Raw genomic sequence first — 22,854 nt, forward strand, 5'->3', positions numbered from 1 at the left:
AGGTACGAGAGAGGGAACAGAGTGACCGCATTACCCGCGCGGTTCGTCGTCGATGGCGTGGTCTTCGACATGGACGGCGTCCTCATCGATTCCCGGCCGGTCATCGAACACGCCTGGCAGGAGGTGGCCCGACGGCACGAAGTCCCTGTCGACCCAAGGGAGTTCGAGCACTACGTACACGGGCGCACCGGAGCGGAAACGGTGCGGGCACTCTTCCCGCGGCACACGCACACCCAGCGGATGGCCCTCTGGAAAGAGGTCGACCGCATCGAGGAGGAAGCCGCCTACGCGGCGATACCCGGCGTGGGCGCGTTCGTCCGGGCCCTCCAAGAGGCGGGCGTCCCGCTGGCACTGGCGACCAGCAGCTGGCCCCGCAAGATCGACAACGCGCTCGGCGGGCTCGGCCTGCTGGACGCCTTCCCCCTGCGGATCACCCGGGACGACGTGACCCGGGGCAAGCCCCACCCCGAGCCCTATCTGGCGGCCGCCGAGGTTCTGGGCATCGAGGCCGGACGCATGCTGGTCTTCGAGGACTCGACCAGCGGCGTGCAGTCGGCCACGGCCGCCGGAGCGATCACCGTGGGCATCGGCGCGGCGAGTCTGACCGAGGCGGGCGCGACAGTGGTGACGGCCGACTTCACCCCACTCAAGGCGGTCCACGGACCGGGCTCCGTACGACTGGAAGGCACGCCCGCCCAGATCAGCATCACCCTGCGCGGGGAGCGCACCGATGGCTGACGGCACGGAGACCCGCGCGGCAACCGGTAACGGCCCGTCCGGGAACGGCTCGGCCGGGGGCGGCTCGGCGGGGGACGGCCCGCCCGGGAACGGCACCGCAGGCAACAGCCCGTCCACGAACGGCACGGCAGAGGGCGGCTCGGCCGGGGACGGCTCGGCGGGCAACAGCCCGGCCGCGAACGGCTCGGTCGGGGGCGGCTCGGCGAAGGACGGCTCGTCTGGCACGGCGGGAAGCGGCCCGTCCGGGAACGGCACAGTGGGGAACGGCTCGGCCGGGGGCAGCACCGCAGGCAACAGCCCGTCTGCGAACGCGAACGGCTCGGTCGGGGGCGGCTCGGCGAAGGACGGCTCGGCCGGCTCGGCGGGAAGCGGCCCGTCCGGGAACGGCACAGTGGGGAACGGCTCGGCCGGGGGCGGCACCGCAGGCAACAGCCCGTCTGCGAACGGATCGGCAGAGGGCGGCTCGGTCGGGGGTGGTTTTGCGGGGGTGGACGGGGTCGCGTCCGGGCCCGGGGCCGGGCCCCACCCCGTACTCGCCCGGTCGACCACCGTGTCCGCGTTCGTCCTGTTCTTCACCCTCGGTGCCACCACGGCCTCGCTCGGTGCCTCGTTGCCGCTGCTCACCGAGCACTTCGGCACCGGGCACGACGTCAGCAGGATCGTCACCTGGTACAACCTCGGCGCGCTCGTCGCCGTCGCCCTCCTCGGGCTGCTGGGCCGCAGGCTCCCGCCCAGGACCGCCATCGGCGCCCTGCTCGCGCTCTTCGTCGTCGGCGCCGCGGGCATGGCCGCGAGCCCCACTTGGACCGGCTTCGCCGTGTCCGGGGCGGTCTGCGGCAGCGGCTACGGTGGGCTGGCCCTCATGCTGAACACCGCGTTCGCCCACGGCTTCGCGGGCAACAGCGTCGTGATGGTGAACCGGCTCAACGCGGTGTTCGGCGTCGGCGCCATCCTCGGGCCGATGGGCGTCGGCGCGGTCGGGCGGTGGAACATCCAGCTGTTCCCGCTCGTCGCCGGAGTGCTGGCGCTGGCCTGCCTGGCGGCGTACCGGTGCGGGGCCGCGCTGTCCTTCCCCCGGCACACGTCGGCCGGCGCCCGGCAGGGCAAGGACGAACTCACCCGCCTCCGTCTCGGGGTCTTCCTCGCGATCGGCCTGCTGTACGCGGGCCTGGAGACCAGCATCGGGGCCTGGCAGACCACCCAACTGGTGTGGAGCGGCTGGAGCGAGTCGTCCGCGGCCCAGGCCGGGGCGGGCTTCTGGGGCGGGATCGCACTCGGCCGCCTGATCATCCCGTACCTGGCGAAGCGCCTGCCCGTGCGGCTGGCCATCCCGCTGTACCTGGCGGCGGCGCTGGGCGCCCTGCTGGCCGCCGCCGTTCCGTACGCGGCGGTGTTCGCCTACCCGTTGGCCGGCATCGCCCTGGCGCCCATCCTCCCGACCCTCATCACATGGATCTCCCACACCGCCGCGGTGCCGCAACGGGCCACGTCCCTGCTCACCCTGTCGTGCATGCTCGGCAACACCGTGGTCCCCGCCTGCATGGCGATCACCGCGCAGTCCGGCAGGCCCGCGACGGTCGCGCTGTCGCTCGCCGCGGTGTGCGCGCTCTGTCTGGGCACGGCCCTCGTCGCACACCGGCTCACCGCGACACGGCAGCCGGCGGCGGTCTGAAGCCGATCGGAGACGACCGCCTGAAAATCGCTGGCCCCGCCCCGCCCTGTGCGCCAGCCTGAGCGGCATGACCACCGAATCGCCCGTACCGCAGCGGCAGATCCGTGCGCTGCACACCGCGGAGACCGTCACCGTCTACCAGGCGTACCCGCCCTCGATCGGGCTGGCCGCCGCGCGGGACGGGAAGTTTCCGTGGACGTGGAAGCGGGACCGGATGACGTGGATCAAGCCGTCGTTCCTGTGGATGATGTACCGCTGCGGCTGGGCGACCAAGCCCGACCAGGAGGTCGTACTGGCCGTGGAGATCCGGCGGGAGGGCTTCGACTGGGCGCTCAGGAACGCGGTCCTCTCGCACTACGACCGGGCGGTCCACCCCGACCAGGCGGCCTGGAAGCGGCAGTTGAAGGCCTCGCCGGTGCGGACCCAGTGGGATCCGGAGCGGGACATCGGGCTGCGGCCGCTGCCGTACCGCTCGCTCCAGCTCGGGCTGAGCGGGGAGGCCGCCGAGCGGTACGCGGACGAGTGGATCGTCGGCATCCGGAACGTGACGCCGATGGCGGGGGCCATGCGCGAGTCGGCGCGGGAGCACGGGGCTCGGAGCGCGGCGCTGCTGCTGCCGGTGGAGTCGCCGTACCCGGTGCCGGAGGGCGGTCTCCGGCACCTGGGGGCCTAGGGCCCGTCCGGCCCGAGCAGCCCGTCCGGCCCGAGCAGCCCGAGCAGCCCGAGCAGCCCGAGCAGCCCGACGGGCCCTAGGCCTGGGCCTCGTCCGCGTAGTCCGCCAGGAGTTCCTGGTAGCGGTCCAGGGACCAGACCGACCAGTCGTAGGGGGTGCCGGCGAGGGCCGATGCCAGGAGCTCGAAGTGGACGTGCCAGCCCGCGAGGCGGCTGTTGCGGTCTGCTTCGTCGAGGTCGCGGATCTCGTTGGTGAAGCGCAGGACGGTGGCGGCGGGGCCGTTGGGTTCCAGGTGGAAGCGGGCGCGGCCGTTGACGGCCATCGTGTACTCCGCCACCCGGCCGGGGTCCCAGGCCGTGATGCGGCCCTCCTCGGTCTGCCGCGCGCCCGCGTACTGCCAGGTGAAGGTGGTCGGGGAGCCGAGGTGCGGGTCCCACGGGTCGGGCACCGCGAGCCACTGGCCGAGACCCGCCGGGGTGGCGACCGCGGCCCACACGTGGTCCAGGGGGTGCGCCAGCGGCAGCTCGTAGCGGAGGAACCAGGCGCCGGGGCGCGGTTCGGCCTTGCCGTAGGGGATGGAGGGGGTCGCCGTCGTCATACGCAACAGCCTGGCCCGGCCGCGTACGGGACGCGACCGGGCCAGGCTGGACGGACTAAACGGGTCAGACGCCCGCGTACGAGTGCTTGCCGGTGATGAAGATGTTCACGCCGTAGTAGTTCCACAGCCAGGTCGCGAAGGCGAAGAGGGCCAGGTACGCGGCCTTGCGGCCCTTCCAGCCGGCCGTCGCGCGGGCGTGCAGGTAGCAGGCGTACGCGACCCACGTGACGAAGGACCAGACCTCCTTGGGGTCCCAGCCCCAGAAGCGGCCCCAGGCGTCGCCCGCCCAGATGGCGCCCGCGACGATCGTGAAGGTCCACAGCGGGAAGACGCCCGCGTTGATGCGGTACGAGAACTTGTCGAGCGAGGCGGCCGAGGGCAGCCGGGAGACCGCACTGTCCATGACGCGGCGCAGCGGGACGCGCGCCTTGCGGACGAGCATGACGAAGCCGTTGGACTCGGGCAGCGTCGCCAGGTGCGCCTTGAAGACGTCGGCCGTCTCGCCGAGCTCGGCGCGGACCTCGTAGCGGTCGCGGAGCAGGTAGCCGAGGGTGCCGACGGCGCCGACGTAGAAGACCGCGCCGCAGAAGATCGCCGTGGAGACGTGGATCCACAGCCAGTACGAGTCCAGGGCGGGGACCAGCTGGTCGCTGTCGGTGTAGAGCCACTTGGTGGCGATGCCGAGGTCGAGGAGGACCGTGGTGACCAGCGGGAGGCCGATCCAGCGAACGTTCATCTTGGTGAACAGGAAGGCCAGGTAGGCGCCGACCGCGACCGTGGAGAACGTGATGGAGAACTCGTACATGTTGCCCCAGGGGGCGCGCTGCACGGCCATGGCCCGGCACGCGACGCCGCCTGCGGCGATCAGGAAGCCGAGGAAGGTGAGGGAGATGGCGATGCGGCCGTAGAGGTCGCCCTTCTCCGTGCCGCCCGCGGCGCCCGCACCGTCTTCGGCGTCCCGCGTTCCGGCTGCCGCGCGGGTGACGACCTGCGGCTTGTCGAGGACGGCCGTCGAGCCCTTCGCCCGTACGGTCACCGCCGGGGCGGCGGCGGGCCGGGTCAGCGCGGCGGCCGTGCGGCCGACCTTGCTGCGGCTGCCGAAGGTCCACTCGGCGATGTGCGCGAGGAACGCCAGGGTGTAGACCGCCATCGCGGAGTAGACCAGGACGTTGCTGATCTGCGCGAGGTTCTCGTTCGTTTCGGTGACTGCGGCGGCTGCGAGGATCACGCGCGCGCTCCTTCAACAGGGGGTTCAGCAGGAAGGGGCGTCGCGGATGTCGGCGCCTGGGAGTGGAGGGAGCCGGCCAGGGCGGCCAGTTCCTCGGGGAGACGGCCCGACTCGCTGCGGCCGAGCCCGGCCATCTCGACGACGGTGACGCCGTCGTCGCCGCGCACGGCCCGGATCCAGATCCGGCGCCGCTGGATGAAGAGGGACGCGGCGAGGCCGAGGATGGCCGCGACGGCGCCCGCGAGGGCCCACATGTTGCCGGGCTGCTGGGAGACCTGGAAGGTCGCCCACTCCTTGATGTCCTTCTCGAAGGTGACCGAGCCGGCGCCGTCCGGGAGGTCCAGCTTCTCGCCGGGCAGGAGCATCTTGGCGAAGGGGCTGCCGTCGGGCTTCTTGAACTGGGTCATCTTGCGGGTGTCGAGCTGGTACACGTTCTGCGGCAGGCCCGCGTCGACGCCGAGGCTGCCGTGGTAGCCGGTGAGGGCCAGCGCCGGGTAGTCGAGCCCGGGGTACTTGGAGAACATGCTGCCCTTGCCCGCGCCGCCGAAGGTCGGGACGAAGACGGCGGTGAAGCCGAGCTGGGTCTTCTTGCCCTTGGCGTCGCGGTAGCCGTCCATCACCTTGATCGCGCCGGTGGAGGTGACGTTCGCGTCGGTGGGCAGGAGCGGGGCGGGGCCGCTGAAGACGGTCTTGCCCCGGCCGTCGCGGATGGTGATCACGGGCGCGTACCCGTGGCCGATCATGTGGACCTTGGAGCCGCCGACGGTGAGGGGGGTGTTGACCTCGATGACGGCCTGCTTGGTGGGGCCGTCGGCGCCCTCGGAGTACGTGATGTGGGACTCGTAGACGCGGGGGGTGCCGCGCTGCGGGCCGGTGCGCTCGTACGTGCCGACGAAGTTGTTCAGACGGAAGCTGAACGGCTCCAGGTCGTGGTCGCGGTCGAAGAGCGAACCCGACTTGAAGTCGTCGTACTGGGTGAGGGTGTTGGCGAAGCCGCCGCCCTCGGTGATCAGCTTGCCGCCCTCGGACTTGAAGAGCTGGCCGGTCGCGAAGGCCAGCAGGAGCACGATCAGCGCGATGTGGAAGACCAGGTTGCCGGCCTCGCGGAGGTAGCCCTTCTCGGCGGTGACCGCGTTGCCCTCGGTGTGCGCGCGGAAGCGGCGCTTCTTCATCAGGGCGAGGGCGAGGGCGCGGACCTCGTCGGGGGAGCTGTCCGTGCGCCAGGTCGTGTACGCGGGCATCCGCGTCAGACGGCCGGGGGCGGCCGGCGGGCGGCCGCGCAGCTGGCCGACGAACTGCCAGGTGCGGGGCACGATGCAGCCGATGAGGGAGATGAACAGCAGGATGTAGATCGCGGAGAACCACACCGAGCTGTAGACGTCGAAGAGCTGCACCTTGTCGTAGAGCGGTGCGAGCGTCTTGTGCGCCTTGAAGAAGTCGGCGACCTTCGTCTCGTCGACGCTGCGCTGCGGGACCAGCGATCCGGGGATCGCGCCCAGCGACAGCATGAACAGGAGGATCAGCGCGACCCGCATCGAGGTCAGCTGGCGCCAGAACCAGCGGGTCCACCCGACGAGGCCGAAGGCCTGCGGGGCGGGCGAAGTGTCCTCGCGGTCGTCCTTGGGGGCGGTCGAGAGGCGCTCGCCCGCGGTCCGCTCGTCCGTCTGCTGACCCGCTTCGACGGCCGCCTGCTCGTCCGTCGCCGCGGCCGGTTCTTCGGTCTTGCTCATGGAACTAGATCCCCACCTGGAAGCTGTCGGACCAGCTTTGCATGCTCTGTACCGCGGAGTCCCAGAGGCCCGTGAGGAGCAGGAGTCCGGTCGCGATCATCATGATGCCGCCGATCCGCATGACCCAGACGTAGTGCTTCTTCACCCAGCCGAACGCGCCGAGCGCCTTGCGGAAGGCGATCGCGGCCAGGATGAACGGGACCCCGAGTCCGATGCAGTACACGGCCATCAGCAGCGTGCCGCGCATCGGGGCGGCCTCGTTCATCGAGAGCCCGAGGATCACGCCGAGCGTCGGCCCCAGGCACGGCGTCCAGCCGATGCCGAAGAGGACGCCGAGCACCGGTGCCCCGACCAGACCCGCGACCGGCTTCTTGTGGAAGCGGTACTCGCGCTGGGTGAGGAAGGGGAAGGCGCCCATGAAGAAGAGGCCCATCAGCACCATCAGGACGCCGAGGACGATGTTGGTGGTGCCCTTGTACGACTGGAGGGTGGAGCCGAAGTAGCTGAAGAGCGCGCCGCCGGAGACGAACACGGCGCTGAAGCCCAGCACGAAGAGCGACGCCCCGGCGAACATCCGGCCCCGGCGCTGCTCGGCCAGGTCGGTGCCGCTGGTGCCCGTGACGTACGACAGGTAGCCGGGCACCAGCGGGAGCACGCACGGCGAGAAGAACGAGACCAGGCCCGCGAGCAGCGCGATCGGCAGGGCCAGCAGCAGCGCGCCGGACTGGACCGTCTCGGTGGCGTCGGCGGCGAGAACAGTGACGTCCACGCCGGTCACTTCTCCGCGATCAGCGGGTCGATCATCTTGCGGAGCTTCTTCTCGTTGAGTGCGGCGAGCGAGCGGCCCGCGACCTTGCCGTCCTTGTCGATGACGATCGTGGACGGGATGGCCTGCGGGTTGAGGCTGCCCTTGGGGAAGCGCAGCATCAGCTTGCCGTCCGGGTCGTACAGGCTGGGGTACTCGATGCCCGCGTCCTTCTCGAACTGGATCGCCAGGGCCTTCTGGTCGTCGCGGGTGTCGATGCCGACGAACTCCACGCCCTTGCTCTTGAGGTCCTTGGAGACCTTCGCGAAGGTCGGCGCCTCGGCCCGGCAGGGCGGGCACCAGGAGCCCCAGATGTTCAGTACGACGACCTTGCCCTTGAGGGACGCGACGTCGAAGGACTCGCCCTGGAGGGTCGTGCCGTCGAGCTTCGGGGCGGCCTGACGGTCCGCCCTGGGCACGGTGTCGATGCGGTCCTTGCCGGCGACGAAGTTGCTGCCGCCACCGCCCGACGACTTGCTTCCGTCGCCGCCGCAGGCCGACAGGGCGAGTGCGCCGACGAACACTCCGCAGACCGCGAGCGCGGTACGGGAGGTGCGGGTCGAGCGGCGGCGGGGGGCGCGGGCAGGACTCATGTGAAAAGTTTCGCATGGCAGTTCCCACGATCTTCCGCACCCCCCTACGTGCCCGCAAAGCCCCTTGTCAAGGGCCTATAAGGGACGTCGGGGACCAGGTCGCCCCGCGTCGGGAACCAGGTCACCCTCGCGTCAGGGACCAGGTCACCCTCGCGTCGGGGACTAGCCGGCCGTCTTGCCGCCCGGCTTCAGGAAGGCGTTCCAGCCGCCCGTCGGCTTCTGGCCGACCTGGAGGGTGCGCAGCTTCGCGAGGACCTTGGGGTCCTGCACGTCGAGCCAGTCGACGTACTGCTTGAAGGAGACCAGGCGGGTGTCCTTCGTACCGGCGATGTGCTTGATCGCCTCCTCGACGGCGTCCATGTAGATGCCGCCGTTCCACTGCTCGAAGTGGTTGCCGACGTAGAAGGGCGCACGGTTGGTGGTGTGCGCGCGCTGGAAGCCCTTGATGTACGCGCCCGTCGCCTGCTTCTTCCACTCGGGGTAGCGCGAGGTCATGCCCTTGGTGGAGTTCTTCGACTGGTTGGCGAGCATGTTGTAGTCCATCGAGAGGACCTCGAAGCCGCGGCCGGGGAAGGGGATCTGCTGGAGGGGCAGGTCCCAGACGCCCTTGCGCTTCTCGGGCCACATCTGACGGCCGCCGGGCGAGGAGGCGTCGTAGCGCCAGCCGAGCTTCTTGGCGATCGGCAGCAGGTTGTCCTGGCCGAGGAGGCACGGGGTGCGGCCGCCGACCAGTTCCTTCTTGTAGTCGAAGGGCAGCGGGTCGAGGTCGGTCCAGCCGGAGATCGTCTTCCACTCGGTGACGAACTTCATGGCCTGGTCGATCTCGCTCTCCCACTGGGCGGACGTCCAGTTGCCGACCGTGCCGTGGCCGGAGCAGAAGTGCCCGTTGAAGTGGGTGCCGATCTCGTGCCCTTCGAGCCACGCCTGACGCACGTACTTCAGCGTCATCTTGATGTGCTCGTCGGTGAGGTAGCCGATGTCGGAGGCGCCGACCTTGTTGTTCGGCGGCTTGTAGAGGTTCTTCTTGGTCTCGGGCAGGAGGTAGAGCCCGGAGAGGAAGAAGGTCATCGCCGCGTCGTGTTCCTTGGCGAGCTTCAGGAAGCGGGGGAAGAGGCCGTTGCCGACCTCGCCCGCACCGTCCCACGAGAAGATCACGAACTGCGGCGGGGTCTCGCCCGGCTGCAGCGGCACGGGCTTCTCCGGCTGGTTCGGCTGCTTGCCGGTATCGGCGGTCGAACCGTCACCGATCGGCTTGGCGTCCTCGGTCGGCGAGGGGGTGCCGTCCGCACCGGGCGCCTTCGTGCCCTGCCCCTTGCCGGTGGGATCGGTCGGCCCCGAGCCGCCGTTGCAGGCGGCGAGACCGAACGCCGCCGCGCCCGCGGCGCCTGCTCCCAGAAGACCCCTTCGACTGATGTCCCGCATAACTCCCCATCCGCATTCGTCGCGCCTTCGGCCCATCAGGATGGACATGAGATTAGAGGGCGCGACGAACGCCAGGGTTCCGGCAAATTGCACATAATTCGCTGAGTGTTCGTGAAATCACGCGTCGATCATGCGGAGTTCATGTGCACAGAAGACGGATCGGTCAGCAGGTCACGCGCCGAACGCCTTGGCCTTGCCCTTCACCGGCTTCGCCCCGGCCAGCAGGTGCGCCGGTACGAGGTCCCGGGCGGGCTCCGAGTAGCCGACGGAGACGATCTTGTCGCCCTGGTACGTGAAGGTGGTCAGCGAGGCCAGCGTGCACTGCCGCTTGCGCGGGTCGTGCCACAGCCTGCGCCGCTCCACGAAGCTGCGCACGATCCAGATCGGCAGCTGGTGGCTGACGCAGACCGCCTCGTGCCCCCGGGCGGCGTCGCGGGCCGCGTTGAGCGCGCCCATCATGCGGACGACCTGCTCGATGTACGGCTCGCCCCAGGACGGCTGGAACGGGTTGGTCAGGTGCCGCCAGTTCGCCGGCTTGCGCAGCGCGCCGTCGCCGACGCCGAAGGTCTTGCCCTCGAAGACGTTGGCCGCCTCGATCAGCGAGGGGTCGGTGGCCAGCTCCAGGCCGTGCGCCGTCGCGATCGGCGCTGCGGTCTCCTGGGCGCGCTCCAGCGGGGACGCGACGACATGCGTGATGTCACGGCCCTCCAGGTGCTCGGAGACCCGGTCGGCCATCTTCCGGCCGAGGTCGGAGAGGTGGTAGCCGGGGCGGCGGCCGTAGAGCACGCCGTCCGGGTTGTGCACCTCACCGTGCCGCATCAGGTGGACGACGGTGAGATCGCTCTTGTTGCTGGAACTTCTGCTGCTCATGCGGTGGCCTCTGCTGCGGCGCGGGCGGCGGCGGGCAGGGCGGCGGCGATGCGCTCGACGGCCTGCGCGTCGTGGGTGGTGGAGACGAAGTACGACTCGAAGGCGGACGGCGGCAGGTAGACGCCCTGCGACAGCATCGAGTGGAAGAACGCGGTGAAGCGGAACGACTCCTGCGTACGGGCGTCGTCGTAGTTCCGCACCTCGCGGTCGGTGAAGAAGACGGAGAACATGTTGCTCGCCGTCTGGAGGCGGTGGGCGACGCCCTCCTTGGTCAGCGCACCGGTGATCAGCGACTGGATCTCGGCGGAGACCGCGTCGACCTTCTCGTACGCGGCGTCGTCGAGCAGCCGCAGCTGCGCGAGCCCGGCGGCGGTGGCGACCGGATTGCCGGAGAGCGTGCCCGCCTGGTAGACGGGGCCGACCGGGGCCAGGTGCTCCATGACGTCCCTGCGCCCGCCGAAGGCGGCCGCAGGGAAGCCGCCGCCCATGACCTTGCCGAAGGTCATCAGGTCGGGCTTCACCCCGTCGACGCCGTACCAACCGGCCTTGCTGGTGCGGAAGCCGGTCATCACCTCGTCGGAGATGTACAGCGCGCCGTTCTTCGCACAGGCCGCCTTCAGGCCCGCGTTGAAGCCCTCGCCGGGCGGGACGACGCCCATGTTGCCGGGCGACGCCTCGGTGATCACGCAGGCGATCTCGCCGGGGTGCGCGTGGAAGGCGGCGTGCACCGCGTCCAGATCGTTGTACGGCAGGACGATGGTGTCGCCGGCCTGCGCGCCGGTCACCCCGGGCGTGTCCGGCAGCGCGAAGGTCGCCAGGCCGGAACCCGCGGCGGCGAGCAGCGCGTCCACGTGCCCGTGGTAGCAGCCGGCGAACTTGATGACCTTCGCGCGCCCGGTGAATCCACGGGCGAGCCGGATGGCCGACATCGTCGCTTCCGTACCGCTGGACACCAGTCGTACCTGCTCGACGGGCTCGATCCGGGCGACGATCTCCTCGGCGAGCGCGACCTCGCCCTCACCGGGCGTACCGAAGGACGTGCCGCGCGCGACGGCTTCCTGGACGGCGGCGACGACCTCGGGGTGGGCGTGGCCGAGGATCATCGGCCCCCACGAGCACACGAGGTCGACGTACTCGCGGCCGTCGGCATCGGTGAGGTACGGACCGGTACCGGACACCATGAACCGGGGCGTACCGCCCACGGCCTTGAAGGCCCGTACCGGGGAGTTCACGCCGCCGGGCGTCACGAGGGACGCGCGGTCGAAAAGCGTCTGCGAAACTGGGGCGTCATAGGGGAGGCTCACAGAGCAATGGTGTCAGAGGCCCGCCCGGTCTTGCGGACAGGTGTTTCACCGCATGGGGGCTGGGGAGGTCACTGGGACGATGATCGGGTTGCGCGGCCCGGGTCGCGAGTGGTCGGGTGGAGATATGCATCGCGGTGGCGGACTGGGTGAGGGGACCGACGATCTGGGTCCCGAGCGGGCCAGGCGCGGGCGGCACCGCCGGCGCGAGCGTGCGGTGCACGCGGACGCCTCGGACATGGACGCGGTCGCCGATGCCGGACCGGAAGCGGGCAGGGAGAGCAGGGTTGGCCGGGTGGGGGTGACCTACAAGTACTTCGGCGCCCCCAACGGCGCGACGGCGGCCCGCGTGCCCATTTCGATGCGCCCGGAGGAGCTGGGCGGCGACGAGCTCGGCATGGGCGGCATGTTCACCAAGATCAAGCCGGAGACGATGGCCGCGATGGTCCTCACCGGCATCCAGGGCATACCCCTGCACAAGGTCCCTCCGCTGGAACTGGTCGTCCTGCACCCCGACTACGCCGTGGTGAAGCTCCCCATGACGGTCGTCGACCCGCTGCGCGGCGTCGGCGAGGAATCGGTGGGGGCGGCCGCTTTCATCTGGTCGACGGTCCCGGACCGGGGCGGCCCCAGCGACGCGTTCAACGTCTACCAACTGCTGCACGAATGGCAGGACTTCAGCCACCGGCTGCACGAGGCGGGACACCAGGCGTACTGCCTGGTGTGGCCCTGATCTCTTTCACGGACGCTCCGCACCCCTCCGCACATCCCGCTGCGTCCCGTTCTGCATCCCTTTGCTCATACGGTTTTCAGGCCATTCTCAGCTGCCTGGAACGGCGATTGTCAGTGCCACCACCTACGCTTGTCCGCATGTCCTTCACCTCTCCTACCCCCGATGCCCCTGGTTCCGTGCGGTCCGCCGCAGTCGTCAACGCCGAGATCCGCGCGCTCTGGTCGCGTGTCGACGGCGCACTGTCGGCCGCCGACGAGGCGCGGTACCAAGAGCTGCTGGTGGAGTGGGCCGAGGCGGTCCGGGCCGGGCTGGTCAAAGCTGCGTAAGCCGGTGCGCACGGGCCGTTGATCCCGGGCAGACTCCCGGGCATGCCTCTCAAGCACCTGCCTCAGCACCTCCCCCTGCAGCGCGGCATGCGCCGCCTGCGCAAGGCCGCCCGGCTGCGTCTCGACTCCGTCCGCCGCACGGTGGATCTCAGCCATCCCGCCCGCTCGCCGCTGGGCAGCGCCGTCGAGAACTGCGTGGTCTTCGAGGAAGGCGTGCGCAGGCCCCGCGACTGCTCGGCGGCGGAGGCCCTGGAGCGGGTCCGCAAGCGCGACGGCGAGGCGTTCGTCTGGATCGGGCTGCACGAGCCGCAGCAGGCCGAACTCGACGAGCTGGCCGTCCTGTTCGGGCTGCACCCGCTCGCCGTGCAGGACGCCGCCCAGGGCCATCGGCGGCCCAGACTGGTGCGGCACGACGACACCCTCCTCGCCGTCTTCAAGACCGTCCGCTACGTCGAGCACGAGGAGCTGACCGCGACGAGCGAGATCGTCGACACCGGCGAGCTGACGGTCTTCGCGGGACCCGACTTCGTGATCACCGCCCGGCACGGCGGGTCGGGGTCGCTCGGCCCGATCCGGGAGGCCCTGGAGGATTCGCCGGAGCAGCTGGCGCAGGGCCCCGCCGCCGTGCTGCACGCGATCGCCGACCACGTCGTCGACGAGTACGAAGCCGTGGTGGAGGCCGTGCAGGACGACATCGACGCGGTCGAGACCGCGGTCTTCAGCGCGGACTCCGGGCGCGTCGACCCCGGCCGGATCTACCAGCTCAAGCGCGAACTCCTGGAGCTGAAGCGCGCGGTGACCCCGCTCACCCGCCCGCTCCAGACGCTCGCCGACCCGCTGCGGCCGCTGCCGCCCGTCACGCCGGACCTCCACCCGTACTTCCGGGACGTCGCCGACCACCTCGCCCGTACCGTCGAGCAGATCACCTCCTTCGACAACCTCCTCGACTCGATACTCCAGGCACACCTCGCGCAGGTGACGGTCGCGCAGAACGAGGACATGCGGAAGATCACCGCCTGGGCCGCCATCATCGCTGTGCCGACGATGGGGTGCGGGGTCTGGGGCATGAACTTCGCGCACATGCCGGAACTGGAGTGGACGTACGGATACCCGCTGGCCCTCGTGGTGATGGGGCTTGCGTGTTTCGCGGTGCACCGGAGCTTCCGGCGCAACGGGTGGCTGTGAGGCGGCCCGCCAAAAGATCTCGGTACGCGACTGGCCCTCGGGGCGCTTCCGCGTCTACAGTCATTTCACGAACTTCTGAAGATACAGAAGTGCCGAAGACTTCGCCTCGTGGGAGAACACGATCATGGCTGTCGACCCGCTCCGTCCCGCCCGCCCCGCCTCACCCGTCCTGCCGTACGTCCTGCCGCTCGACGACCCGGCGGCCACGCTCGACGCCGTCGGCGGCAAGGGCTCCGCGCTCGCGGAGCTGGCCAGAGGCGGACTGCCGGTGCCCGGCGGGTTCCACGTCACGACGGACGCCTACCGGGAGTTCGTGACGGCGGCGGGCATCGACGAACGGATCGAGGCCGTCCTGGCGGGCCTGGCGGGGGCCGACGACGCGGACCGCGCGGAGGCGGCGGGCGCACGGATCCGGGGCTTCTTCCGGGGCGCGGAGCTGCCCAAGCACCTCGCCAAGGAAGTGGGTTCGGCGTACGAGGCGGTGGGCGGGGGCCGCGCCGTCATGGCCGTACGGTCGTCCGCGACCGCCGAGGACCTGCCGGGCCTCTCCTTCGCCGGGCAGCAGGACACGTACCTCAACGTCCAGGGCACGGAAGCGGTCCTGGCAGCCGTCAGGAACTGCTGGGCCTCCCTCTGGACCGGCCGCGCGCTGCACTACCGGGCCCGCAACCACATCCCCCACCAAGACGTCCGACTGGCCGTCGTCGTACAGGAGTTGGTGGACGCGGACGCCGCCGGCGTCCTGTTCACCGTCGACCCGACGACCGGCCGCACCGACCGCCTCCTCATCAACGCGGCGTGGGGGCTCGGCGAGGCCGTCGTCAGCGGCCTGGTCACACCCGACACGGTGCTCGTGGACCGGGCGAGCGGGGCGGTCGTCGAGGAGAGGGTGGCGGACAAGACCGTGATGACGGTCCGCACCGAGGAGGGCGGCACGCACGAGGCCCCGGTTCCGCAGGACCGCCGCCGCACGGCCGTGCTCTCCGCCGCCGAAGCGGCCCGGCTCGCCCGCCACGGACAGGACGCGGAAGACCTGTACGGCGACCCCCGCGACATCGAATGGGCCCGCAGGGACGGCACCTTCTACATCCTCCAGGCCCGCCCGATCACGACCACCGCCCCCACCCCCGTACCGGAGGAGTGGAACGACAGCCTCGGCACCGACTCCCTGTGGACCAGCGCGAACCTGGGCGAGGCCGTCCCGGACGTGATGACCCCGGCCGCCTGGTCGTTCATCCAGGCCTTCATGGGCGACGTCATGGTCGGCGCGACGCTCGACGGACGCCCGATGTACGGCAACATCGGCGGCCGCTTCTACATGAACCTCTCCGTCACGGCGACGCTCGCCGCCGCCTTCGGCCAGTCCAAGAAGTTCCGCAAGGCGAACGAGCTGGTCTTCGGCCGCCTCCCCGACAAAGTCACCGTCCCCCTCCTTCCCGCCTCCCGCCTGCGCGTCGTCCGCGACACCCTCGGCGAGGCGATACGCGTCACCCGGCGGGTCCGCGCCAACGGCCGCCTCCTCGACGACTTCCTCACCACCGCCCCGGACCGCTGCACCGACCTCCGCGAACGCACGTCCGGCACCCAACACCCCTCCTCCCTGCGGGAGTTGTACGACACCGAGATCGCCCCGTACTTCCGGCTCTGCTGCCACATGCTCCAGGCCGCCACCCGCCAGGACGGCGACATGCTGGTCGAGGTACGGGGCTCGCTGCGCGACCTGGCCGGCGAGACGGACGCCGACCTGATGACGACGGGACTGACCGCGGACGGCGGCCAACTCGCCAGCATGGGGCCCCTGTTGGGCCTGGAACAGCTCGCCGCAGGAACCATCGGCCGCGACACCTACCTGCGCAGGTACGGACACCGCAGCCCGCACGAGTTCGAGATCTCGCGCCCCCGCCCGGCCGAGGACCCGCACTGGATCGATGCCCAGCTCGCGGCCCTCGGCCGCGTCGAGGAGAACGCCGCACTCCGCCTCGGCCGCCAGGACAAGGCCCGCACCGCCGCCTGGACCCGCTTCGAAGCCGCGCACCCCAAGCAGGCGGCGCCGATGCGGGCGGCCGTCCGCAAGTGGTCGCAGGCGGCCAGGCTGCGCGAAGCGGCCCGTACCGAGATCGCCCGGGTCTTCTGGCTGCTGCGCACCTTCGTCGTACGGGCCGGTGAACTGACCGGGGACGGCGAGGAGTTGTTCTTCCTGCACACGGACGAGATCCGCGCCGTGCTCGACGGGGAACGGGCCCCGCTGGCAGCGGTGCCCGCACGCCGGGCCGCGTACGAGGGCTACTCGGCGCTGCCCCCGTACCCGACCCTCGTCCGGGGCGAGTTCGACCCGGCGCGCTGGGCGGCCGACCCGGACCGCCGCGCCGACTTCCACGACGCGCACGCGCACTCCGCCGCCCCGGCGGATCCCTCCGACACGGTGACCGGCTCGCCCGCGTCCGGCGGCGTCGTCGAGGGCACCGCCCGGGTCATCGCCACCGTGGAGGAGGGCGACCTGCTGCAGAGCGGCGAAATCCTGGTCACCACGGTCACCAACATCGGCTGGACGCCCCTCTTCACCCGGATCTCGGCGATCGTCACCGACGTCGGCGCCAACCTCTCGCACGCCTCGATCGTCGCCCGCGAACTGGGCATCCCGGCGGTCGTCGGCTGCGGCAACGCCACCACCCGCATCCGCACCGGCGACCGCGTCCGGGTCGACGGCGGACGCGGCACGGTGGAGATCGTCCGGCGGTAACCGGGGCAGCAGCGGACCTGCGGGCCGTCGACCGTCGCGCACGGACGACGGGCCCGCACCGCGCCGCTCGCGCGGCCGCACCGTGCCGCTCGCACGGCCGCACCGTGCCGCTCGCACGGCCGCACCGTGCCGCACTCGGCCGCACCGCGCCGAAACCTCCGTGCTCCCCCGGCCCCCCGATGGCATCCTGACCCGGTGAACGGACCACGGATCCACATAACCTTCGCGCCCGAACTCCACCTCTTCGTCGCCCCCGACCGCCGCACCGGCCGCACCGAAGCCGTCACCGACGGCGCCTCCACTCTCGGCCACGTCGTCGAATCGCTCGGCGTACCGCTGACCGAGGCGGGCGAACTGCACGTGGACGGGCGGCCGGTCACCGCCGCGCACATCCCCGCCGCCGGAGAGCACATCGAGGTACGGCCCTTCACCCGCCCCCAGTCCGTCCCCGGCGCCCCGCTCCGCTTCCTCCTCGACGTCCACCTGGGGACGCTCGCCCGCCGGCTGCGGCTGCTCGGCGTCGACACCGCCTACTTCAGCGAGGACATCGGCGACCCGGCACTCGCCACCCACTCCGCACGCGAACAGCGCGTCCTGCTGTCCCGGGACCGGGGACTGCTGCGCCGCCGCGAGCTGTGGGCGGGCGCGTACGTCTACAGCGACCGGCCCGATGAGCAACTCCGCGACGTACTGGGCCGCTTCGCCCCCGTCCTCACCCCGTGGACCCGCTGCACGGCCTGCAACGGCGAGCTGACGGAAGCCACCAAGGAATCGGTCGCCGACCTGCTGCACGGCGGCACGGAACGCTCCTACGACGTCTTCGCCCAGTGCACGGTCTGCGACCGCCCGTACTGGCGCGGGGCACATCACGCGCGGCTGGCGGAGGTCGTGGAGACGGCAGTGGCGGAGTTCGGCCAACAGGCTTCGTGAGCTTGCGGGGGTTCGTTCCCAAGCCTCCGGGGGTTTGCTCCCGAGCCTCCGGGGGTTCGTTCCGGAGTCTCCCCTTCCAGGGGTGTACGCGGCCGAGGACGCGGGGAGGGTGCCGTCATGCCGAGCCCCCAGGACGCCCCGACACCTCAAGCAGCCCCGACGCCGGCCCCCGCCGACGCCCCCAGGACGGCCGACGCGATCGTCGTCGGCGCAGGCCCCACGGGCCTGCTCCTCGCGGGCGACCTCGCCGCCGCCGGCCTGCGCGTCACCCTCGTCGAACGCCGCGCGCACACCGCGGGCAACCTCACCCGCGCCTTCGCCGTGCACGCCCGCACCCTCGAAGTGCTCGACGCCCGGGGCCTCGCCGACGAACTCCTCAAAACGGGCCGGCAACTCACCCACCTCAACTTCTTCGGCAACCTCAGCCTCGACCTCAGCCGCCTGCGGTCCCGCTTCCCGCTCGTCCTGATCACCCCGCAGTACGAGGTCGAGCACCTGCTGGAGCGCCGCGCACTCGCCGCGGGCGTGGACTTCCGCTACGACACCGAACTCCTCGGCCTCACCCCGCACACGACCGCCGTCACCGCCCGCGTCCGTACCCCCGACGGCACCGAGAGCGAGCTCAGCGCTCCGTACCTGATCGGCGCCGACGGAGTCCACAGCACCGTCCGCACCGCACTCGGCCTGCCGTTCCCCGGCGAGTCCGTCATCAAGTCGATCGTCCTCGCGGACGTACGCCTCGCCGACGAACCCGAGGGCGTCCTCACCATCGGCGGCCAGGGCGACGCCTTCACCTTCATGGTCCCGTTCGGCGACGGCTACTACCGGGTCATGGGCTGGGACCGGAACCACGAGGTCCCCGAGTCCGACCCCGTCGACATCGCCGAGATCCGGCACATCGCCCGCGCCGCGCTCGGCAACGACTTCGGCATGCACGACGAGCGCTTCCTGTCCCGCTTCCACAGCGACGAACGCCAGGCCCCCGCCTACCGCACCGGCCGCGTCTTCCTCGCGGGGGACGCCGCACACGTGCACTCACCGGCCGGCGGCCAGGGCATGAACACCGGCCTCCAGGACGCCGCGAACCTCTCCTGGAAACTCGCCGCCGTACTGCGCGGCCGCGCCGAGGACGAACTCCTCGACACGTACCACGCCGAGCGCCACCCGGTCGGCGCGATGGTCCTGCGCACCAGCGGCGCCCTGATCCGGATCGCCATGGCCCACACCCCGCTCCAGCGCACCGGCCGCGCGGTCGCCACCCGCCTGGTCAATTCCCTCCGCCCCGTCACCGCGCGCGCGATGGGCATGGTCTCCGGCATCGGCATCTCGTACGGCGCCCCGCGCGGCGCCCACCCGCTGGTCGGCCGCCGCGTCCCGGACCTGGCACTCACCGAGGGCCGCCTGTACGAGCTGCTGCGCAAGGGCGAGTACGTACTGGTGGCGGCGGCCGACGGACCGACCCCCACCGACGTACCGCCGCACACGGTACGGGCCCACTGGGCCCGGCAGTCGTCGCTCCTGGTCCGGCCGGACGGATACGTGGCGTGGGCGGCGTACGCACCGGGGAAACGGGCGCGGAGGCGGAACGAGCGCCGCGAGAAGCGCTAGCAGGCGGCCTGAGAAATCCCCGGGGACGCTCGTCATCCCCGGGCCCGCTCGTCAGAAGTAGTAGACGTCCCCGGTGTCCGGGGCCAGCACCCGTCGGCGGTCGTTGCCGGGGTTGAGGTCCCGCGTCGTCGGACCCGGTCCCGCCGACCCCATCCGTACCGTCCGTACCTCCACCACCACCTCGACGGGCGCCCCGCTCACCCGCAGATCGAAGCCGAGCCCCCGCGCGCTCGCCGCCCCGGCCCGCAGCTCACCGGTCTCGCAGACCAGCACGGCGGGCGCCCGGCGCACGCACGCGCGCGGAATCTTCCCCTCCACCGGTGCTGAGAAGGACACCCGCACCGCTCCCGAGTCCAGGCTCACCGGCCCGTGGTTCCAGGTCCGCAGCTGCATGGCCAGCCGCCCGCCCTGATACACGACCTGTCCGTGGTGCCCGAGATCGGCCTCGCCGTCGGCGGCGAAGGCCACGCCCCCAGCACCCGCCACTCCCACCACTCCCGCCACTCCCAGCGGAAGCAGCCCCGCAACCAGCACCAACAACCCCTTGCGCAACAAAGATGACATGCCCACCCCCTTACCCATTTCCCCCCAAACCCCCCACCGCCACTCCCGCATGCCACCCTTATGCCCATGCACGTAGACCGCTCAGCAGCCCTCTTCCTCGTCGCCGCCCTCTTCGAAATCGGCGGCGCCTGGCTGGTCTGGCAGGGCGTGCGGGAGCACAGGGGCTGGATCTGGATCGGCGCCGGCGTCATCGCCCTCGGCCTCTACGGCTTCGTCGCCACCCTCCAGCCCGACGGCGACTTCGGCCGCATCCTCGCCGCGTACGGCGGAGTCTTCGTCGCGGGCTCGATCGCCTGGGGCATGGTCGCGGACGGCTACCGCCCGGACCGCTGGGACATCGCGGGCGCACTCGTCTGCCTCCTCGGCATGGCCCTGATCATGTACGCCCCACGAGGCCGCTGACCTCGGCCGCCGCCCTCGTATCCTCGTACGAAAGCCAACCGTCCTACGTACGAGGAGCAGCCGCATGCCCAGCGCCCCCATCGCCGTCGTCACCGGAGCGAGCAGCGGAATCGGCGCGGCCACGGCCCGGCAGCTCGCCGCCTCCGGCTACCGCGTCGTCCTGACCGCCCGCCGCAAGGACCGCATCGAAGCCCTCGCCGAGGAGCTCACGGCAGCCGGCCACCAGGCCATGCCCTACGCCCTCGACGTCACCGACCGCGCGGCCGTCGACGAGTTCGCCACCGCCTTCCGCACCATCGCCGTCCTGGTCAACAACGCGGGCGGCGCACTCGGCGCCGACCCGATCGCCACGGCGGACCCCGCCGACTGGCGCCAGATGTACGAGACGAACGTCCTCGGCACCCTCAACCTCACCCAGGCCCTGCTCCCGGCCCTGACCGCGTCAGGCGACGGCACGATCGTCATCGTCTCCTCCACCGCAGGCCACGGCACGTACGAAGGCGGCGGCGGCTACGTGGCGGCCAAGCACGGCTCGCACGTCCTCGCGGAAACGCTCCGCCTGGAGATCGTCGGCACCCCGGTCCGGGTGATCGAAGTAGCCCCCGGCATGGTCAAAACGGAAGAATTCGCCCTCACCCGCTTCGACGGCGACACGGAGAAGGCGGCAAAGGTCTACGCGGGCGTGGCCGAACCGCTCTCCGCCGACGACGTGGCGGAAACGATCACCTGGGCGGTCACCCGCCCCAGCCACGTCAACATCGACCTGCTCGTCGTCCGCCCCCGCGCCCAGGCCTCCAACACCAAGGTCCACCGCGAGCTGTAGCCCTGGCCGGGCGGGGCGGGGCCGGAGCGGGAGCGGGAGCGGGGCCGGGCCGGGCGAGCAGCCCAATCCCGCGGACCGTGCGTGGATTCGAGCGATGATCGCTCGAATCCACGCACGGTCGTGCGTATTGGCTACCCGGCGGAGGCTGGGGGGCACTGCGGCGGAGGGCTGGGGGTGCCCCGGCTGAGGCGGGGGGGGACAGCCCGGCGGGGGCTGGGGACGCCCCGGCAGAGGCGGGAGGCGCCCCGGCAGGAGCAGGGGACACCCCGGCAGAGGCGGGAGACACCCCGGCAGGAGCAGGGGACACCCCGGCAGGAGCGGGAGACACCCCGGCGGAGGCGGGAGACACCCCGGCAGGAGCAGGGGACACCCCGGCAGAGGCGGGGGACACCCCGGCAGGAGCGGGAGACACCCCGGCGGGAGCCCAGCAAGCCGGTGGCTCCCACCGGCAGACCGGCGGGAGCCGGGCGGAACCCCGGCGGGAGCCGGGCGGAACCCCGGCGGGAGCCGGGCGGAACCCCGGCGGGAGCCGGGCGGAACCCCGGCGGAACCCCGGCAGGATCCCGGTAACAGCCCGCACAGGGTCCCGACGACAGCCGGGCAGGGGCCCGGCCCCGACTAGCCCGGCAGGGACTCGGCGACAGCCGGACAAGGGCCCGGCGAGACCCCGGCTGCATCCCACCAGCAGCCCGCAGGAACCCCCACTGCCCTGCCGCATCCCACCAGCGGCCCGCAGGAACCCCCACTGCCCTGCTGCATCCCACCAGCGGCCCGCAGGGCCCCGCCTACATCCCAGCAGCAGCCCACAGGCCGGCGCCCCCACCGACACTCCCACCGGCCCGGCCCCGGCCCCAAGTCCCGGCCCCAGTCCCAACCCCGAACGTCCCCTCATCGCCGAGCGGAGCGTCCCCCTTCGCCGCTCCACCCCGGACGATCACCCGCACATCCCCCTGGGCCTGAGCCCACGGATCCCCTCACCCCACCCAATGCCCAGGCCTCTCCAGCGCCTCGGGGATCCGCGTCCCCGCGTCCCCCCGCGCCGCATTCACCTGCGTCTGCGTGAGGAACAGCGCGGCGCTCAGATCCGCCCCCCGTACATCCGCATCCCGGAAGTCCGCGCCGATCACATCGGCCCCACGCAGATCCGCCCCGCTCAAATCCGCAGCGATCACATACGCCCCGCGCAGATTCACCCCACGCAGGTCCGCCCCGGCCCGCCGGGCCCCCATCAGATCCGCCCCGCGCAGATCCGTCTTCCGCTTCTTCCCGTTCTTCTTCCTCGGCACGGCGGCGGCCCACTCCGCGCGCACCAGCTCACTCACCCGCACCAGCACCGCGTTGACCTTCTGCCGATGCCCCTCCACATCGAGCGCCACCAACTCCTCGGCGCTCCCCCGGGTCAGCTCCTCGGTCTCGTCGCTCAGCTTCCGCAACTCCCGGTGCACGGGCCGCGCGGCATCGGCAGCGAGCCCCTCCCCCACGTACCAGAGCAGCTCGTGCAGCTGCTTCATCACCGGCAGCAGAGCGAACATCAGCTCCGAACTCCCGGGCTCACCCCGCCAGTTGACCCCGGCGAAGGTCACCTGCGACACCTTCTGCCCGGCCCCGAAACAGTCGTACACGGTGCACCCGGAGAACCCCTCGCCCCGCAACCGCGAATGAATCCCGCACCGGAACTCCTCCCCCAGATTCGGGCACGGCTTCCCGGCCGGCTTGTCGATGGCGAAGTCCGACGACTTCGTCAACGTCAACGCCACACAGCACAGCCCGAAACAGCTCCCACAGTCGGAACGCAGCTCGGACGACTTCTCGGAAAGGGGCACGGGCACGGACACGCCGGAAACTCCACTTGTACAGAAACGGCAATACGGACGGACCCCGGCACCTTAACCGGGGCCCGTCCGTGTCGGCGG

General features: G+C 71.4%; 21 protein-coding genes. 11 read left to right on the forward strand and 10 right to left on the reverse strand.

The features are described from left to right. Positions 1-21 precede the first annotated feature (21 nt). From ACH4SP_RS24725 to ACH4SP_RS24735, 3 genes are all read left to right on the forward strand, one after another. Positions 22-738, forward strand: coding sequence for an HAD family hydrolase (locus ACH4SP_RS24725; protein ID WP_398417689.1), 717 nt, complete (start codon positions 22-24; stop codon positions 736-738). Further along, positions 731-2,410 carry an MFS transporter gene (locus ACH4SP_RS24730; RefSeq protein ID WP_398417690.1) on the forward strand — a complete coding sequence of 560 codons (1,680 nt, stop codon included), beginning with the start codon at positions 731-733 and terminating at the stop codon, positions 2,408-2,410. The genes ACH4SP_RS24725 and ACH4SP_RS24730 overlap by 8 nt, the downstream gene beginning before the upstream one ends. A 67-nt stretch (positions 2,411-2,477) precedes the next feature. After that, complete coding sequence (locus ACH4SP_RS24735) at positions 2,478-3,083, forward strand: DUF4291 domain-containing protein (protein ID WP_398417691.1); 606 nt, start codon at positions 2,478-2,480, stop codon at positions 3,081-3,083. A gap of 76 nt (positions 3,084-3,159) precedes the next feature. Here ACH4SP_RS24735 and ACH4SP_RS24740 read toward each other — a convergent pair whose 3' ends face one another. From ACH4SP_RS24740 to hemL, 8 genes are all read right to left on the reverse strand, one after another. Further along, positions 3,160-3,681 carry an SRPBCC domain-containing protein gene (locus ACH4SP_RS24740; protein WP_398417692.1) on the reverse strand — a complete coding sequence of 174 codons (522 nt, stop codon included), beginning with the start codon at positions 3,679-3,681 and terminating at the stop codon, positions 3,160-3,162. A 64-nt stretch (positions 3,682-3,745) separates the two neighbouring features. Next, on the reverse strand, positions 3,746-4,909 hold the full coding sequence (gene ccsB / locus ACH4SP_RS24745; protein ID WP_398417693.1) for a c-type cytochrome biogenesis protein CcsB: 1,164 nt from the start codon (positions 4,907-4,909) through the stop codon (positions 3,746-3,748). Continuing rightward, positions 4,906-6,639, reverse strand: a complete 1,734-nt coding sequence (locus ACH4SP_RS24750; RefSeq protein ID WP_398417694.1) for a cytochrome c biogenesis protein ResB — start codon at positions 6,637-6,639, stop codon at positions 4,906-4,908. The genes ccsB and ACH4SP_RS24750 overlap by 4 nt, the downstream gene beginning before the upstream one ends. A 4-nt stretch (positions 6,640-6,643) precedes the next feature. Continuing rightward, entirely contained in the window at positions 6,644-7,408 is a 765-nt protein-coding gene (locus ACH4SP_RS24755) for a cytochrome c biogenesis CcdA family protein (protein ID WP_398417695.1), read from the reverse strand. A gap of 5 nt (positions 7,409-7,413) precedes the next feature. After that, positions 7,414-8,037: a TlpA family protein disulfide reductase gene (locus ACH4SP_RS24760; RefSeq protein WP_398417696.1), complete on the reverse strand. Its 624-nt coding sequence runs from the start codon at positions 8,035-8,037 to the stop codon at positions 7,414-7,416. Positions 8,038-8,199: 162 nt separating this feature from the next. Next, on the reverse strand, positions 8,200-9,459 hold the full coding sequence (locus ACH4SP_RS24765; protein ID WP_398417697.1) for a hypothetical protein: 1,260 nt from the start codon (positions 9,457-9,459) through the stop codon (positions 8,200-8,202). 171 nt (positions 9,460-9,630) lie between these two features. Further along, positions 9,631-10,329 (reverse strand): histidine phosphatase family protein, encoded by a 699-nt coding sequence (locus ACH4SP_RS24770; RefSeq protein WP_398417698.1) that lies wholly within the window; start codon positions 10,327-10,329, stop codon positions 9,631-9,633. Then, complete coding sequence (hemL, locus tag ACH4SP_RS24775) at positions 10,326-11,633, reverse strand: glutamate-1-semialdehyde 2,1-aminomutase (protein ID WP_398417699.1); 1,308 nt, start codon at positions 11,631-11,633, stop codon at positions 10,326-10,328. Before hemL ends, ACH4SP_RS24770 begins: the two co-directional genes overlap by 4 nt. A gap of 124 nt (positions 11,634-11,757) precedes the next feature. Here hemL and ACH4SP_RS24780 point away from each other — a divergent pair, with 124 nt between their 5' ends. The 6 genes from ACH4SP_RS24780 to ACH4SP_RS24805 all read left to right on the forward strand — a co-directional run bounded on the left by ACH4SP_RS24780 (position 11,758) and on the right by ACH4SP_RS24805 (position 19,152). Beyond that, entirely contained in the window at positions 11,758-12,363 is a 606-nt protein-coding gene (locus ACH4SP_RS24780) for a hypothetical protein (RefSeq protein WP_398417700.1), read from the forward strand. A 137-nt stretch (positions 12,364-12,500) separates the two neighbouring features. Then, positions 12,501-12,689: a hypothetical protein gene (locus tag ACH4SP_RS24785; RefSeq protein ID WP_398417701.1), complete on the forward strand. Its 189-nt coding sequence runs from the start codon at positions 12,501-12,503 to the stop codon at positions 12,687-12,689. Between the two features lie 42 nt (positions 12,690-12,731). Then, positions 12,732-13,874, forward strand: a complete 1,143-nt coding sequence (locus ACH4SP_RS24790; protein WP_398417702.1) for a magnesium and cobalt transport protein CorA — start codon at positions 12,732-12,734, stop codon at positions 13,872-13,874. A gap of 124 nt (positions 13,875-13,998) precedes the next feature. Beyond that, a complete protein-coding gene (locus ACH4SP_RS24795; RefSeq protein ID WP_398417703.1) occupies positions 13,999-16,614 on the forward strand; it encodes a PEP/pyruvate-binding domain-containing protein in 2,616 nt (871 codons plus the stop codon). A gap of 195 nt (positions 16,615-16,809) precedes the next feature. Beyond that, positions 16,810-17,544, forward strand: coding sequence for a Mut7-C RNAse domain-containing protein (locus ACH4SP_RS24800; RefSeq protein ID WP_398417704.1), 735 nt, complete (start codon positions 16,810-16,812; stop codon positions 17,542-17,544). 117 nt (positions 17,545-17,661) lie between these two features. Then, positions 17,662-19,152, forward strand: a complete 1,491-nt coding sequence (locus tag ACH4SP_RS24805; protein WP_398417705.1) for an FAD-dependent monooxygenase — start codon at positions 17,662-17,664, stop codon at positions 19,150-19,152. Between the two features lie 51 nt (positions 19,153-19,203). Here ACH4SP_RS24805 and ACH4SP_RS24810 read toward each other — a convergent pair whose 3' ends face one another. Beyond that, a complete protein-coding gene (locus ACH4SP_RS24810; protein ID WP_398417706.1) occupies positions 19,204-19,716 on the reverse strand; it encodes a hypothetical protein in 513 nt (170 codons plus the stop codon). A gap of 66 nt (positions 19,717-19,782) precedes the next feature. Here ACH4SP_RS24810 and ACH4SP_RS24815 point away from each other — a divergent pair, with 66 nt between their 5' ends. Together ACH4SP_RS24815 and ACH4SP_RS24820 are read left to right on the forward strand one after the other, a co-directional pair. Then, positions 19,783-20,118 carry a YnfA family protein gene (locus tag ACH4SP_RS24815; protein ID WP_398417707.1) on the forward strand — a complete coding sequence of 112 codons (336 nt, stop codon included), beginning with the start codon at positions 19,783-19,785 and terminating at the stop codon, positions 20,116-20,118. A gap of 64 nt (positions 20,119-20,182) precedes the next feature. Further along, positions 20,183-20,941: an SDR family NAD(P)-dependent oxidoreductase gene (locus tag ACH4SP_RS24820; RefSeq protein WP_398417708.1), complete on the forward strand. Its 759-nt coding sequence runs from the start codon at positions 20,183-20,185 to the stop codon at positions 20,939-20,941. A 974-nt stretch (positions 20,942-21,915) separates the two neighbouring features. Here the strand turns inward: ACH4SP_RS24820 and ACH4SP_RS24825 are convergent. Continuing rightward, positions 21,916-22,764, reverse strand: coding sequence for a pentapeptide repeat-containing protein (locus ACH4SP_RS24825; protein WP_398417786.1), 849 nt, complete (start codon positions 22,762-22,764; stop codon positions 21,916-21,918). Positions 22,765-22,854: the final 90 nt, after the last annotated feature.

Origin of the sequence: Streptomyces sp. NPDC021093 (genome assembly GCF_044333135.1) — a bacterium.
In the GTDB taxonomy this organism is placed as follows: Bacteria; Actinomycetota; Actinomycetes; order Streptomycetales; family Streptomycetaceae; genus Streptomyces.